General features: G+C 42.3%; 13 protein-coding genes. 1 reads left to right on the top strand and 12 read right to left on the bottom strand.

Features of this window, described 5'->3' with window-relative positions; genetic code table 11:
- Positions 1-12 precede the first annotated feature (12 nt).
- The 3 genes from HM131_RS03535 to HM131_RS03525 form a co-directional block, all read right to left on the bottom strand.
- Positions 13-537: an acyl-CoA thioesterase gene (locus tag HM131_RS03535; protein ID WP_085028001.1), complete on the bottom strand. Its 525-nt coding sequence runs from the start codon at positions 535-537 to the stop codon at positions 13-15.
- Positions 538-602: 65 nt separating this feature from the next.
- Complete coding sequence (locus tag HM131_RS03530) at positions 603-1,934, bottom strand: sensor histidine kinase (protein ID WP_085027999.1); 1,332 nt, start codon at positions 1,932-1,934, stop codon at positions 603-605.
- A complete protein-coding gene (locus HM131_RS03525; RefSeq protein WP_085027997.1) occupies positions 1,931-2,629 on the bottom strand; it encodes a response regulator transcription factor in 699 nt (232 codons plus the stop codon). The genes HM131_RS03530 and HM131_RS03525 overlap by 4 nt, the downstream gene beginning before the upstream one ends.
- A 188-nt stretch (positions 2,630-2,817) precedes the next feature.
- Here HM131_RS03525 and HM131_RS03520 point away from each other — a divergent pair, with 188 nt between their 5' ends.
- Positions 2,818-3,966 (top strand): S1C family serine protease, encoded by a 1,149-nt coding sequence (locus HM131_RS03520; RefSeq protein WP_085027996.1) that lies wholly within the window; start codon positions 2,818-2,820, stop codon positions 3,964-3,966.
- A gap of 759 nt (positions 3,967-4,725) precedes the next feature.
- Here HM131_RS03520 and cls read toward each other — a convergent pair.
- From cls to HM131_RS03470, 9 genes are all read right to left on the bottom strand, one after another.
- The gene (cls, locus tag HM131_RS03510) at positions 4,726-6,168 is read right to left on the bottom strand and encodes a cardiolipin synthase (protein ID WP_085027992.1); all 1,443 of its coding nucleotides are present in this window, start codon (positions 6,166-6,168) and stop codon (positions 4,726-4,728) included.
- Positions 6,169-6,338: 170 nt separating this feature from the next.
- Complete coding sequence (locus tag HM131_RS03505) at positions 6,339-6,881, bottom strand: transcription repressor NadR (RefSeq protein WP_085027990.1); 543 nt, start codon at positions 6,879-6,881, stop codon at positions 6,339-6,341.
- Between the two features lie 61 nt (positions 6,882-6,942).
- Positions 6,943-8,400 carry a glycoside hydrolase family 32 protein gene (locus HM131_RS03500; protein ID WP_085027988.1) on the bottom strand — a complete coding sequence of 486 codons (1,458 nt, stop codon included), beginning with the start codon at positions 8,398-8,400 and terminating at the stop codon, positions 6,943-6,945.
- A gap of 10 nt (positions 8,401-8,410) precedes the next feature.
- Positions 8,411-9,355 carry an aminoimidazole riboside kinase gene (locus HM131_RS03495; protein WP_085027986.1) on the bottom strand — a complete coding sequence of 315 codons (945 nt, stop codon included), beginning with the start codon at positions 9,353-9,355 and terminating at the stop codon, positions 8,411-8,413.
- A 143-nt stretch (positions 9,356-9,498) separates the two neighbouring features.
- Positions 9,499-9,993, bottom strand: a complete 495-nt coding sequence (locus tag HM131_RS03490) for a PTS sugar transporter subunit IIA (RefSeq protein WP_085027983.1) — start codon at positions 9,991-9,993, stop codon at positions 9,499-9,501.
- A 150-nt stretch (positions 9,994-10,143) separates the two neighbouring features.
- Positions 10,144-11,328, bottom strand: coding sequence for a methionine gamma-lyase (megL, locus tag HM131_RS03485; protein WP_085027981.1), 1,185 nt, complete (start codon positions 11,326-11,328; stop codon positions 10,144-10,146).
- Positions 11,329-11,427: 99 nt separating this feature from the next.
- The gene (locus HM131_RS03480; protein ID WP_085027979.1) at positions 11,428-12,627 is read right to left on the bottom strand and encodes an MFS transporter; all 1,200 of its coding nucleotides are present in this window, start codon (positions 12,625-12,627) and stop codon (positions 11,428-11,430) included.
- Positions 12,627-13,052, bottom strand: a complete 426-nt coding sequence (locus HM131_RS03475; RefSeq protein WP_085027977.1) for a MarR family winged helix-turn-helix transcriptional regulator — start codon at positions 13,050-13,052, stop codon at positions 12,627-12,629. Before HM131_RS03475 ends, HM131_RS03480 begins: the two co-directional genes overlap by 1 nt.
- 107 nt (positions 13,053-13,159) lie before the next feature.
- Positions 13,160-14,416 carry an EAL and HDOD domain-containing protein gene (locus HM131_RS03470; protein WP_085027975.1) on the bottom strand — a complete coding sequence of 419 codons (1,257 nt, stop codon included), beginning with the start codon at positions 14,414-14,416 and terminating at the stop codon, positions 13,160-13,162.
- Positions 14,417-14,421 lie beyond the last annotated feature (5 nt).

The raw sequence follows: 14,421 nt of genomic DNA, 5'->3' as shown, positions 1-14,421 counted from the left end.
GAGTTTTTTGCGTTATTTTTCATCCGGTAACCAAGGTAGGCCCGTCCCAAATTTCTCAGCGAGTTCTTTAGACTCTTTCCTTCTTGCTTTACGATGTTCATGACGTCTTTTTGCACCATCATGAAGCCACTTTTCCTCCTCAGATTCCGGGTACACCGGTGGGACAGGTGTCGGTTCGTTATTTTCATCAACGGCAACCATCGAAAGGAATGCCGTTGTACATACCTTCCGATCTCCTGTTAAAAGGTTTTCTGTAATGGCTTTTACGAATACTTCCATTGAAGTGTTGTGGGTATAAGTAACGAAGGCCTCGAGGCAAATGGTGTCACCTTCGAACACCGGTTGCAGGAAGTCGACAGAGTCCGTGGATGCAGTGACCACAGGTTTTCTGCAGTGTCTAACAGCGGCAATAGCTGCCACATCATCAATATAAGCCATCAATTTCCCACCAAACAACGTTCCGTGACTGTTCGTATCAGGAGGAAGTACGTGAGAGTTTTTTACGGTTAATGAATCAATACATCGTTTTGGTTCCATTAGCTACGTCCTTTCTTTCTGTATGGAATCGTTCTCTGCTTTTATTATACCATGAAGCAGCGAAATCACTCGTTATATGGCAAGAGGATTTCAAAAACGGCGCCGGAACGGTCCTTTCGATTTTTTGCTCGAATGGTCCCTCCACTGCGCTCTATAATTGCACGAGATATAGCCAGCCCTAAGCCAGTCTCCCCTTCTTTCCCTTTAATAAAACGTTCGAATAGCTGTGGGAGAAGTTCTTCCGAAATCCCCTCTCCATCGTCTTCCACTTGGATCGTTAACCAATCGTTCTCTGTCTGCGTATGAATGCGTACTTCACTCTCAGCATGCCTAATCGCATTGCTGACAATATTAATGAAAGCTTGCAGGACACGCTCACTGTCTACATTCGTATAAAATGGTTCACTTAAATCAACATAAAGCTCAATATCCTTATCTTTAGCGAGAGGAAGCAGTCGGACACTAGACTGATCTACGATGTCTATGACGTCTGTTCGTTCAGGATGATAGACGTCTTTACTGCTATCGAGTTTCGCAAGCAAAATCATTTCATTGACGATTTTCTTCAACCTCTCTGTCTCACTAACCATCACATTAAAGCCCTTCTCTGCAGCCTCCCCTTCAAAAACTCCATCACGAATGCCTTCCGCATAGCCTTGAATAGACATGAGTGGTGTTTTTAACTCGTGAGAAGCATTTTGGAAGAATTGCTTTTGAGAGTGGATATATCTTGCAAGTTCTTCCGCCATAAGCCTTACTGCCTGCTCCACTTCTTTAATTTCACCTGAGGCTTCCACCGCTTTCACATCATCAAACTGCCTTTTCTGAATTTTTTCTACTTCCTTTTTCAGCCTGCTTAAAGGCGTTACAAGACGGCGTGTGAGGAAGTAACTAATGATAATTGCCAACAGCAATCCAAGCACGAACACAATGATCATTCGGAAAGCAAATACAGATTGCACAGCCTGTAAGTCATTAAGCGGGGTAGCCATGACAAGAATCTGATTACTTCTTGAAGACAGCGCAAAGTCATAAACAACATACTTTTCCCCATTACTTTCCCATACTTCCTCATCAATTAGTTCGTCCTCATAATGGTCCATCCAAGTTCTTGCTATTTCGGCAGGCATCGTTCTGAACAATATTTGATCCTGTCTGCGGTCGAATAATAATATGGGATAATTTCGATCCTGTACCAACTGAGATAACTGTGGATTACGATCCGTATCCTGTTCGTTAATCACATCAATTAACAACTCAGCCCTCGCCTTCAATTGTCTTTGCTCATCCTGAATTAACATGTCCATCAGCAACGAATGGATAAAGAACGCGGTAATGGACATGATGATCAAAATCAAAACAGTGAATGCCGCATTCAATTGATACAATAACTTCATGACGACTTCCGCTCATTCCTTAGACGATATCCGTGCCCCCATACGGTCTCTATCGGCAGATCTTTCATCTTTTTACGCAAACGCTTGACTAGATCATCAACGGCCCGGTCACTCCCGAAGTAATCCTCTCCCCATACTTTTATGAGCAGTTCTTCGCGAGAAAATGCCCGGTTCTCCTGGGAAGCCAAAATTTTCAGCATTTCAAATTCCTTCGTTGTCACTTCTATGTCCTGACCTTTGAAGTACACTTTCCTTTCCGCATCATTGAGTAAAAGGTCACCTGATTCAATCGTTTCTTCTTGATTAGAGGAAGCGACATCTGGCTGCATCACCTGCCAACGTTTTAAGTGGCGCTTCACCCGCGCGACCAGTTCCCTTGGGCTGAAGGGTTTTGTCAGATAATCATCCCCACCCAGTTCCAAGCCTAGGATCTTGTCCACTTCATCATCCTTTGCAGAAATGATTATGATCGGCACCTCAGACGTCTGCCGCACTTTTTTACAAAATTCATATCCGTCCATCCCTGGCAGCATAATATCAAGCACCCATAAATCTGGAGAATGCTGTTCAAAAATTTTCCAAGCCTTTTCAGCCGTGTCAACCGCTTGTATAACGTATCCTTCCTTCTTTAAGTACGCTTCAACAATATCACTTATATTTGGATCATCTTCCACAAGCCCTATGGTATGGTTCATCTAAACTACCTCCTTACAATGAACTTTCACCCATTTTCTCATATTTTCAGCATTCGCTCTTGTTTTACACACTTTTTCCACATTTTCTCCAAAGTCATTCCATATGTGAACCGTAGAATGATAAATGTACAGACAGACAACAGAGATCACATACATCACCAACTAAATTAAGGGGGCTATTGCTTAAGATGTTTAACGAAGATAACCGCCAAACTAAGCGTAGCTATAAACGTTCCGGGTTAGCTTTTGGAGTCTTAGGCGCAATTATTGCTGTATTTCTTGTAACGACTGTTTTCCAATGGAAGGGAATATCCGTCAGCATTAATACGAACGAACCAACAGCCCAAGCTGACGAATTGAACCTAAACGATAATCCGAATGCTGTTACACAGGCCATAGATGAGACTTCTAAGGCCGTAGTAGGTGTAAGTAACATTCAGGAGACTCGCCAGGGTACCCAAAAAGCCGGTACAGGATCTGGGGTCATTTATAAAAAAGACGGCGATCAAGCTTTTGTTGTAACGAACCATCATGTTGTTGCAAACTCTTCTGAAGTAGAAGTGATCTTGAGTGATGGTACTAAAGTAAAAGCCGAATTGAAAGGCAGTGACCCTTTAACAGACCTTGCCGTTTTACAAATAGATAGCGAACATGTAGAAAAGGTTGCTGAATTTGCAAACGCCGATGACGTAGAGGTCGGTCAAACAGCCATAGCGATCGGTAACCCACTCGGCATGGAATTCGCAGGATCAGCCACCAAAGGCATTGTCAGTGGTCTTGACCGTAGTATCCCAAGAGATATGAACGGCGACCAACAACCAGACTGGCAAACCCAGGTTATTCAAACGGATGCCGCCATCAATCCGGGGAATAGCGGTGGTGCACTGATCAACCTTAAAGGTGAAGTCATAGGAATCAATTCTATGAAAATTGCCAAGGAAGAAGTCGAAGGAATCGGTTTCTCGATCCCTATGAATGTAGCAAAACCAGTCATCGAAGATCTTGAAACCAATGGCCAAGTGGAACGCCCTTATATGGGTGTGTCCCTTCAGGATGTCAGTCAAATTCCAGGATCTGTTTTACAAAGAGAATTGAATCTGCCCGCTGAAGTAACCCAAGGGGTTCTCATACAAGGGGTAGAGCAAGGATCAGCAGCCCAAAAAGCAGATCTCAGTCAGTATGATGTCATCACTGAAATTGACGGGAACAAAGTCGAATCACTCATGAGCTTGCGTGAGTATCTCTATAATGAAGCAAAAGTTGGAGATACCGTCGAGCTAACGGTTTACCGCGACGGCGAACAGATGAAAACAAAACTCAAGCTTTCCTCCCAATAATATAGAAAGCAGAGAACTTAGAAAAGCTCAAGCGCCCTGGTAAAGTGCTTGATGCTCTCCCTTCGCACAGAAAGCAGCCCTTCTGTGCGAACCCTTACCAAAAACCAAACAACCTCTCTCATCAGAAAAGGCGTCCCGGGAAAATCCCGAGACACCTTTTCTTTTTGTTTACTTATAACTAATAATTGAATATAATGATTTTTTCAAATAATTAGCAGGATAGTGGAAGACTTGATTTCGAGGTACTGTGAGCTTTTTCCGTTGCCCTAAGTAGAATTTGGAGGTCGGAGAAATCACTCGCTTTCCGTGGGCATGTGCTGAGCCTCCTCGAGCTAAAGCTCTCCGGGGTCTCACCTATCATGTTCATCCCACAGGAGTCTCGCGATTTCTCCGACCTCCTTACGACTGGTGGGAGTAACGGAAACGTTATTGGTACCGAAAATCTATCTGTAATCTAGGAAATCAGAGCCACCTTACACCTGTTAAATGGGGCCGTTCCTACACTATAGATGGGTTGGATGGAAAACGGCGAGACTCCCGCGGGAGAAGGAGGTAGGCGAGACCCCACAAGGAGTGAAGCGACTGAGGAGGCTTGCCAGTTCCCCCGCAGGAAAGCGAGTTGTTTTCCTGCCAACCTTACGCTTATGACGCAACGGCGCAGAGAATATCTCGAATTCAAGTTTTCAGGAGAAGGAGGCTTAAATAATATAGGAATGTTCCCAGTATATTATCAAATAATCAGCATGAAGATTTACAAGCTTATAAAATAGGAGACAACAACCGGGCTATTGCTTCTTTAAAGCGAATCCACTTGGACCTTGACTGGTAAAGCTTGTAGGTCAGTTCAGTAGATTCTTTTAAGTCTTCATTGAAACGGTCAGCCAATAACCTCGCTACATCTGAATGATACAAAAAAGCATTCACTTCAAAATTGAGACGAAAGCTTCTAACATCGATGTTCGCAGTTCCAACTGAGGCGATGTTTCCATCTACGACGATGGTTTTTGCATGTAAAAAGCCTCTTTGATAAACATAGATTCTGGCACCTGCCATTAACAAGTCACCTATATTCGAATAAGTCGCCCAGTAGACGAATGGGTGATCCGGTTTATTGGGGATCATCAACCTTACATCAACCCCTGATAACACAGCTATTCTTAACGCATCTAACAAACTGTCATCAGGTATAAAGTAAGGGGTTTGGATATACACATATTTTTTCGCGGACATGATCATCTTAATATAGCCATGTTTAATTTGTTCCCATTCCGAGTCAGGACCACTTGAGACGATCTGCATTCCTACGTCGCCTTTGGGCTTCGCCTGGTAAAACCGATCTTCATAGACGATGTCTCTTCTGGAAGCCTGATTCCAATCGAGGATGAAGCGTGTTTGCATGTTGTGAACAGCATCGCCTTCTACCTTGAGGTGGGTATCTCTCCAGTAACCAAACCTTTTACTGAATCCTAAATACTCATCCCCAATATTGAAACCGCCGATATACCCGATTTCTCCATCTATGATAACCAGCTTTCTATGATTACGATAATTGATTTTCAAGTTCACTTTAGGAACTAAGGAAGGAAAGAATGACTCCACTTGCCCTCCAGCTGCTCTTATCCTCTTCACGTATTTTCTGCTAAGTAGACGCGATCCCATGTCGTCATAGAGAATTTTGACATCTACCTTCTCTTTCGCTTTCTTGATCAAGGCTTCTGCTAACCTTTGTCCAAGGTTGTCATCCCTTATGATGTAATAAAGCAAATGAATATGGTCTTCTGCTTTCTCAATATCTTCAAGAAGGGCGTGAAACTTTTTCTGTCCATCTGTAAAAACTTCTACATCATTATTTTGAGAAAAAAGGGCGTCATTGTTTTTTAAATGCATATAGATTAAATCTTCATAAGATACAATTTCTTTTCGCTGCACTTCCAGCGTGTTATCTTTAATGGCCTTTAATTGTTCCTGAACAGCCGTCAGTAAGCCTAACCGGCTTTTCTTATCCCAAGTAAATATTTCTTTATGGCTTAATCGTCTTCCAAAAATTAAGTATAACAAGAACCCTACAATCGGCAAGAAAAGCAAGACCATGAGCCATGCCCATGTGGCACTTGCATCCCGGCGTTCTAAAAAGATAATTGCCAATGCTAGTAAAACGTTCAAGATTAAGATTGTCGTTAAGATATATGGAATAATATTCACCGGGAAACACCTACCTTTACTGTCGTGGGTTGCTCATTCACTATATCACATTTCATTTTTCTGGGACTAAGAAAAACCTCTACCCCTTACAAAATGGAGATAACATAACAGTTCAAAAAAGAGATATGCTCTAATAATAGAAAGCATACCTCTTTTTTCAAACGTTGACATTAATTTTTCATTAAAATTCCCGCCTCAGACAGAGCATCCACGGCTTCTTCTATTGCATCACGACTATCTGCTGCAATCGTGTGAGTATGAATGCCACCCGTCAGCTCCAAAAGGAATGAAGCATTGGTAGAATTCACCTGTTCTATAAACTTCTTTACATCGCGGCGGTTTGAAATACGAAGTTGGGCAGTCAAATCGCCATAGATCGGGTGCTCTACTACGACATCTTGAACATGAACACCATGATCGACGAGGATATTAAGCTCTTCCTCTGTCTCTTCTGCTCCATGTTGACATACGATCGTCTTTTGGTAAGCGAGTTCCTCTTTGACATCTGTCATATACATATAGCCCTGACTCGTTGCTACAATCGGTTCATTCCTCGCTTTCAACAACGAAACATCTCCTACGATGACTTGCCGCGTTACATTCATTTCTTCAGCTAATGAGCTCCCCGTTACTGGAGAGCCTCTTTGTTTAAGCAAAGATAAGATATGCTCTCTCCGCTCATGTGCTTTCATTTTCTTAGAAGATTGACTCATATACATGACTCCTTCAAACGATTTACAAACTAATGATTTAAATCACTTTCCCAAGTAAAACTCAGTCAAACTGAAACCCGTTCAGTTTCCATTGCTCAATACTAAAGGTGGTCGTCCCAAGGGAGGTGAATAAGATCCGTTCTTCTTCTGGCTGCGGAAAGATCCTTGAAGTAAAGACTTCCTTTCCATCATTGACGAAGACCTCAATTGATGAATGGTCAATGAATAAATGGAGGTTCTTCAAACCATCTTCGAGCTTAACTCTTCTAAATTCCGTCTTCTTTTTATCCTCTAAATGAGGTCTTGATAGAGTTAGTATACCCTCTTTATAACTCAGTGAAGCATGTTGGAAAAGTTCAATTGCAAATTGATCCTCTACCTTATCAAACTCAAGGTTCAATTCTACAGGCTTCCCTTCCACTCCCCTGATTGCTTTTTGATCATTTTCAATCGTAATCGAGGAATGCAAAAGAACAGGCCCTCTCATTTCCTTCAGTTCTTCCACAGGTTTCTGAAGCATCTGTTCCCCATTCCACGTCAACTCTCTTGGTAATGTAAGACAGTGCACCCACTGATTTTCGATTGTTGGATGCGCTTGTTCATATTGATCAGGCACTCCCATCCATCCAACTAGGATTCTTCGGCCTTTCTCATCCAGCGTAGTTTGAGGAGCGTAAAATTCGAAACCACGGTCCAATTCACGAAACGGACCATGAACGAATTTAGGATGATCATAATCAAGTGTGCCTGCAAAGTAGCCACTCTGATAGGTATTCGCGTAATTCATCCCCTCTTCTTCCAAACCTTGAGGAGAGACGACAAGAATATCCTTACCATTCAGTTCAAAAACATCGGGACATTCCCACATGTAGCCAAAATCTCCAAGCTGTTCTTCATTGCTTCCGGTAATACTGCCGAGGAACTCCCATTCATAAAGGTTGGAAGAACGGAAGAGGACCGCTTTCCCTTCCATGTTTTCGCTTTGTGCTCCAATTACCATATACCAATGATCAGACTTTTTCCAAACCTTAGGATCTCTAAAATGAGCCGTGTAGCCTGCAGGCAAATGAACAACGACCCCTTTTTTCTCAAAATGAATGCCGTCCTCAGATACTGCTAGACATTGATAGGTTTCCCTATTTCCCTGTTCATCTTTCACATTTCCGGTGTAAAAGAGATAAAGAAGCCCTTCGTGAGAGACAGCACTTCCCGAGTAGACTCCGTTTTTGTCGAACCACTCTGACGGCGTTAATGCAGCCTTTTCATGAGTCCAGTTGACGAAATCATCCGATGTATAATGTCCCCAGAACTTAGCTCCATGGCCTGTATCAAACGGCATCCATTGGTAAAAAAGATGATAGATTCCCTTCCATTGAATAAATCCGTTAGGGTCATTTAACAACCCTACAGGCGGCATATGATGAAAACTCTGCCGATAGGGATCCGCTTCTACCTTCTGTTTGTATTTCTCAATTTCTTCTATTGCTTGCGCTCGCAATTGTTGATCTTTTTCAGACATGTGGCACCACCTATTTCAAATAATCCTCAACTTCAGTTTTTGTTGGTAAAGCCGTCATCGCTCCTTTAGTTGATGCGGCAAGAGCTCCTGAGACGCTGGCAAACCGCGTAATCTCTTCCAGTTCCTGTATAGTTAACTGATCAACAGGTTTCGCTCGTTCACTCAGCTGATATAAGATTCCGGATACAAAAGCATCACCTGCTCCTGTTGTGTCGACGGCATCTACTTTCATAGCAGGAACAAAGGTGTGACCTTCTTGATTGTAAACATGACTGCCTTCGGCTCCCATTGTTACGTAAAGCAACGGGATTTCATAAGAGGACAGTAGTTTCACACCTTCCTCAATATCCGTCTCTCCTGTGAGAAATTCTAATTCTTCTTCCGATATTTTAACTACATCTGCTTCAGCAAGCATCGAAAGGATTGTTTCCTTTGCTTCGTCAGCACTCTTCCACAAACCCAGACGCAGGTTAGGGTCGTAGGAAACGATCAATCCATTCTCTCTCGCCTCGCGTACAGCAGTTGTTGTAGCTGATTTTGCAGGTTCATCAATCATAGAGATCGAACCGAAATGCAGCAGGTTGTGAGAAGTAAGCAAGTCAGCTTTCACTTCTGACTCTTCTAAATAACGATCAGCACTCGGATCAATATAAAAATCAAAGCTCCGTTCTCCATGTTCATCGAGAGTGACGAATACAACACCGGTTCTCGTATCTTTGGTCATATACATGGCTTCTGTATTAACCCCATAGTCAGTGAGGGTTTTCTTGAGAAAACGACCCAGGACATCCTCCCCTACTTTCCCAAGGAACGTAGAATTGGCTCCAAGTCTCGCTGCTCCAACTGCTACATTGGCAGGCGCACCGCCAGGACTCTTTTGAAACTTTATGTTTTCGTCATCCAGAGGAATAAAGTCGATCAATGCTTCCCCTAAACAGATGATTCCTTTTGACATGCTATTCATCCTTTCCATATGTACATTTTTAAAAGACCTATTAAATTTCTACACCCATTATACCCGCATATCCTTGTTCGTTTCCAATAAAGAAAAGAAAAAAGCCTAAAACAGCTGTTAACCGTTTTAGGCTCTCGTTTAAATTATTTCGTTTGTAAAGTTGCGATATTCGTTTGCCCTGCACTGGCAGCGTCGCTATAGGAAGGTTCGAAGTTTTCAACGATGTCATCAAAGTTCGTGATGATAACAGGTGTAATCGTGCTTTTCGCTTTTTCTTTTACAAGATCAGGATCAAAGGTAATCAAATGATCTCCTGCTTCTACTTTGTCCCCTTGTTTGACGTGACCTTCAAAGCCCTCTCCTTCCATCGCTACGGTTTCTAAACCAATGTGAACAAGAACCTCGACTCCAGATTTTGTTTTAACTCCTACAGCATGGTTCGTCGGGAAAATCTGTACGATTTCGCCTGAAATCGGGCTTACTACTTTTCCATCAGTGGGTTCGATGGCAACTCCATCTCCCATCATGCGTTGACTGAATACAGGGTCGTCCACCTCGTCTAACGGTACAACTTTTCCATTCAATGGTGCTACAAGCTGCTCTTCGACACTCTTTTTACCAAACATTTTTTTAAACATACAAACACCCTTTCAAACATGTTAGTGTGCTTCTTACGTTCATCATTATAAAACAAACTTGTAGTACTTTTCCCTTGAGAGGAATGAATAAACGCAGAATGGATTATTGTCCTAAATAAAAAGCCAGGAGGGTATCCTGACTTTTCCGATTTACTTACATTTTTCTAAGGCTTGAGTAAGATCGTCCCATATATCTTCAACAGATTCGAGACCGACAGAAAGACGAATCAACGTATCTCTGATACCCATCTTCTTTCTCTCTTCTTCAGGTACTACAGCGTGGGTCATGGAGGCAGGATGCTGAATCAGTGTTTCCGCATCACCAAGACTCACAGCTATTTTAATTAATTTCAACTGGTCCATGAAGAATTGAGCATCTGATTTTGATCCATTTATTTCGAAAGCGAGGACGCCGCCTCCCGTTTTCATTTGCTTTTCTTGAATTGGTTTTTGTGGATGATCTTCCATCCCTGGGTAATATACATTCTGAATGAAAGCATGCTGTTTTAGTCGGGTTGCGATTACTTCAGCATTAGTGCTGTGACGATCTAAACGGACGTGCAAAGTCTTCAACCCGCGTATTAAAAGCCAGGCATCAAATGGGGACAAGACTCCTCCAATATCTTTCTGAGCATTCATAGCTACGGAATTCATGAACTCCTGTTTTCCGACAGCGAGTCCTGCGATCACATCTCCATGGCCCCCGATATATTTGGTTGCACTGTGAATGACCACATCACACCCTAATTCAAGCGGTCGTTGTAAGTATGGAGTACAAAAAGTATTATCAACCACAACCGGAATCTCATATTCTTTTGCGACCCGTGCGACCATCGATAAATCTACCATTTTCATTGTAGGGTTAATAGGAGTTTCAATAAAAATACAAGCTGTGTTTTTCGTCAGCCGACTTCGAAGTTCCTCCTCATCCTCCATAAAACTGAAGTCATGAGTAATGCTATATTTTTCTTCTAGCATTTTTAACAGACCAAATGTACAGCCATACAAACCATTCGAGCATAAAATATGATCATGAGCTTTCGTCAGGGAAATCAATACAGCAGACACGGCAGCCATTCCGGATGCGAAGGCGAGCCCCCTCTCTCCTCCTTCAAGTGTTGCTATTCTTTCCTCTAAAGCTTTGACCGTAGGATTTCCTAATCGTGTGTACACATAACCATCATCTTCTCCCGCAAAGCGTTTCTCCCCTACAGCGGCAGATGGAAATGAAAACGTTGATGTTTGATAAATAGGCGTTGTCAAACTTCCCTGTTCATGAGCATCGCTCTCATTATGGATCATCGAAGTCTCCAAGCGCATCTTTTTTTCATCCATCTTTCTTCCCCCTTCTTATCCCTTCTCTTTTCCTACATTTTATGTTTGTAAGCGTTTTCAGTTCATTTTAACAAAAAAGGAGGGGGACTGACCTCCTTCTTAACTACTATATTTTGATTCTAGTTGAGGGCTCACACTTCTTTTTCTTCCATGAAGGAATATATAGATAAATACGGCCCCGAAGATAATAAAGGAACTGTTAAAATAAAGGGATGAGAATCCTATCCCTGTAGCGATGGTTCCGACTAGGTAGGAACCGACCCCTATACCAATATCAAAAATGGTAAAAAATGTAGCGGTCGCTGCTCCTGCCCGCGCCGGTACCTTCCTCAGTGCAATCGTTTGAAAGCTCGGCACGATCGTTCCCCATCCGAGCCCGATCAATCCCCCTGCAAGTAACAGTAATAGAGCCGTATTTGCAAAACTTAGCACGAGCATTCCTATGCCAAACACGATAATGGAAGGGATAACAATGATGTTTTCTCCGTACTGATCGAACCATTTTCCAGTAAAAGGACGCGAAATAAGAAGGACTACAGCATAAACGACAAAGAAATAACTGGCCGCTTCAGCAAGTCCCAGCTCATTCGCATAGACTGAAACAAAGGACAATACGCCTGAATAGGCGAGAGCCATAACCGCCCCGGTCAAAGCTATCGGAATCACAGGTTTCTCTAGGAGACCGTTCACTTGAGGCAGGATGCTTTGTGACTTTTCCACTGTACTTTCAGGAACAGGATTTTTAATCATCAGTCCTGAGATAAATGCGACCACACCGAAGACAGCACAAATCAGGAACATACTTACAAAATTAAACGATTGAATGATGGTCAATCCAAGAAAAGGTCCAAGAACCATCGCAAAGTTCATTGACATCGCAAAATACCCCATGCCTTCCCCTTTCCGCTGATCGGGTACCACGTCTGCTGCCAATGCACCTAGTACCGTCGTCCCCATTCCAAAACCAAGCCCCTGAATAAAACGTACGAGCAGAATAAGTATGAAAGAGTGAACAAACATATATAGAAACGAACTGATCAAGAAAAGAGATAGTGAGAGCACAACTATAGGCTTTCTCCCCACCGTATCAATCCACTGGCCGGCAAGCGGACGAATTAAAATAGCCGCTACTAGGAAGATAGTGATGACAAGCCCTGATTGGCTTTCGTTTACTTTAAGTTGATCAATCGCGTAAATAGGAAGAGTGACAAACATTAAATAAAATACAAGGAATACGAAAAAATTACTAAAACATACGTTCAAAAAGCTTTTCGTCCACAACGGCTGTTTTTTCTTCATTATTTTCCCTCCTTTTCTTTTCGAATAAGCCCAGTCAATTCTTTTACATGAAGATCCAGGCTGCGCTCTCTTTCTTTTCCTAAACCGGAGCGCAAGCGATCTTCTGCCTCCTTAATCGCTTTTTCCCAGACTGGGTAACGGATCTGCCCCTTCTCAGAAAGATGAATATCGTTTGTACGTTTATCTGTACTGGAATGTTTTTCGATATAACCAAGGTCTTCTAACTTTCTCAACGTTCGTGATAACGGTGGCGCCTCTATATTCAAGCGATTTTTCAGTTCTGTTTGAGTCATTGCCCCGTGATAATGCAATTGAAAGATCACAGACCAGTGTGATAAAGAAATATCTTCCCCTGCGAAAGCCTGATTCAAATACTGACCTAACTCTCTGGATAGCTGCTGGATATGATAAAAAGTTAATGACATCAGTGTATCTCCTTTAATCGTTACCTAGGTAACAGTTATATAAAAAAAAGACTTCCTTATTCAGGAAGCAAACATGAAAGAGCATATCATAAAAATCTGCTGGATGTCTATTCGCGGACAAGGTCAGAAAAATTCTCTTCATATAATTGATCCGTCCACGCTATCGCCTGCCCGTAAATCTCAAAAATCTCTTCAAAACGAAGTTCAAGCCCGTCTAAGTGGTCTTCTAATAATTCAAAATCGGCTTTTTCCATAGCTATTACGGTATTCAAGATTTTATTATAAAGGTTCTGTTTTCCCTCTAAAGCAAGCCTTATATTAGGATCTAATGGCAAATTTTCAATGACTTCTTTTATAGGACGCTGTGTTATGACATCGATTAAGGACATGAACCCAGTCAGGAAGAAGCCTTCTGCTTTACGTTTCACACTTAATCTTATCGCAAGCTGTTCGCACATTTTAGCACGAAGCAAGCTCGTCTTCAGCACAAGCTGAGTAGATCTAGAGGTGAATGAGCTCGACTGTTTAACAGAGAGGACGTACAGCCATTTTTTCAATGTATCTGTCCCTAAGAGCATTACGGCTTGCTTAATCGATTTTATCGGGACAGTCCTTTCATACATCGATGAATTGATCAAGCGTAATAATTTGTATGTTAGTGCAACATCCTGTTCTAATATGTCAGCTACTTTATCGATATTAATATGATCAGGTCCAACAGAGAGTTCTTGAATAATTTGAATATAAGTAGTAGCCAGAAAAGGAATATCCACCCCCGAAATGACAACTGGTTTACTATAATAATACCCTTGAAAAAGCTCGAACCCTTCCTCTAAACAAACTTGATGCTCTTCTCTCGTTTCTACTTTTTCAGCTAACAACGTAACATCAAAACGCTTGGCCATCTCTATGATCCTTATCCGGTCAAGCTCCTGTACCGCTTTAATGTCTACTTTCAATATATCGATATACTGAATCAGCTCAAGAATTGAGGGCTCGTCGATTCGGACTACATCATCTAAAGCAATGAGAAATCCCTGGCTTTTTAATTCCTGACACACCTGGACCAAATCCATGCTGTAGGATACATGCTCCAGAATTTCAACCACCAGCTGCTTAGGATCGAAGTACTCTGGAACCTTCTCTAGCAGCAAATCCTCTGTAAAGTTAATAAAGCAAGGCTTGTTTTGAGAAAGGCGTCTTAAACCAATCGTAAGAAAACTATTCATCAGCACCTCAGAGGTGGCCTGGTTTGGATCCATCGGGGTAAACCAGTTATCCATGCTGCTTCGATACAATAACTCATAGGCATAAACCTCTTCATCGGCTTTCAGAATAGGCTGCCTGGCAACGAAAACTTCCATCCTCC

This window comes from Halobacillus mangrovi, from assembly GCF_002097535.1.
In the GTDB taxonomy this organism is placed as follows: domain Bacteria; phylum Bacillota; class Bacilli; order Bacillales; family Halobacillaceae; genus Halobacillus; species Halobacillus mangrovi_A.
The sequence above is the reverse complement of the archived record's forward strand: the minus strand, read 5'-3'. Positions and strand labels throughout refer to the sequence as shown.

Coding starts and splice junctions, on each gene's coding strand:
- HM131_RS03530 (WP_085027999.1), bottom strand. CDS start 1,934: ATGAAGTTATTGTATCAATTGAATGCGGCATTCACTGTTTTGATTTTG.
- HM131_RS03470 (WP_085027975.1), bottom strand. CDS start 14,416: ATGGAAGTTTTCGTTGCCAGGCAGCCTATTCTGAAAGCCGATGAAGAG.
- HM131_RS03520 (WP_085027996.1), top strand. CDS start 2,818: ATGTTTAACGAAGATAACCGCCAAACTAAGCGTAGCTATAAACGTTCC.
- HM131_RS03535 (WP_085028001.1), bottom strand. CDS start 537: ATGGAACCAAAACGATGTATTGATTCATTAACCGTAAAAAACTCTCAC.
- HM131_RS03495 (WP_085027986.1), bottom strand. CDS start 9,355: ATGTCAAAAGGAATCATCTGTTTAGGGGAAGCATTGATCGACTTTATT.
- megL (WP_085027981.1), bottom strand. CDS start 11,328: ATGGATGAAAAAAAGATGCGCTTGGAGACTTCGATGATCCATAATGAG.
- HM131_RS03490 (WP_085027983.1), bottom strand. CDS start 9,993: ATGTTTAAAAAAATGTTTGGTAAAAAGAGTGTCGAAGAGCAGCTTGTA.
- HM131_RS03500 (WP_085027988.1), bottom strand. CDS start 8,400: ATGTCTGAAAAAGATCAACAATTGCGAGCGCAAGCAATAGAAGAAATT.
- HM131_RS03480 (WP_085027979.1), bottom strand. CDS start 12,627: ATGAAGAAAAAACAGCCGTTGTGGACGAAAAGCTTTTTGAACGTATGT.
- HM131_RS03475 (WP_085027977.1), bottom strand. CDS start 13,052: ATGTCATTAACTTTTTATCATATCCAGCAGCTATCCAGAGAGTTAGGT.
- HM131_RS03525 (WP_085027997.1), bottom strand. CDS start 2,629: ATGAACCATACCATAGGGCTTGTGGAAGATGATCCAAATATAAGTGAT.
- HM131_RS03505 (WP_085027990.1), bottom strand. CDS start 6,881: ATGAGTCAATCTTCTAAGAAAATGAAAGCACATGAGCGGAGAGAGCAT.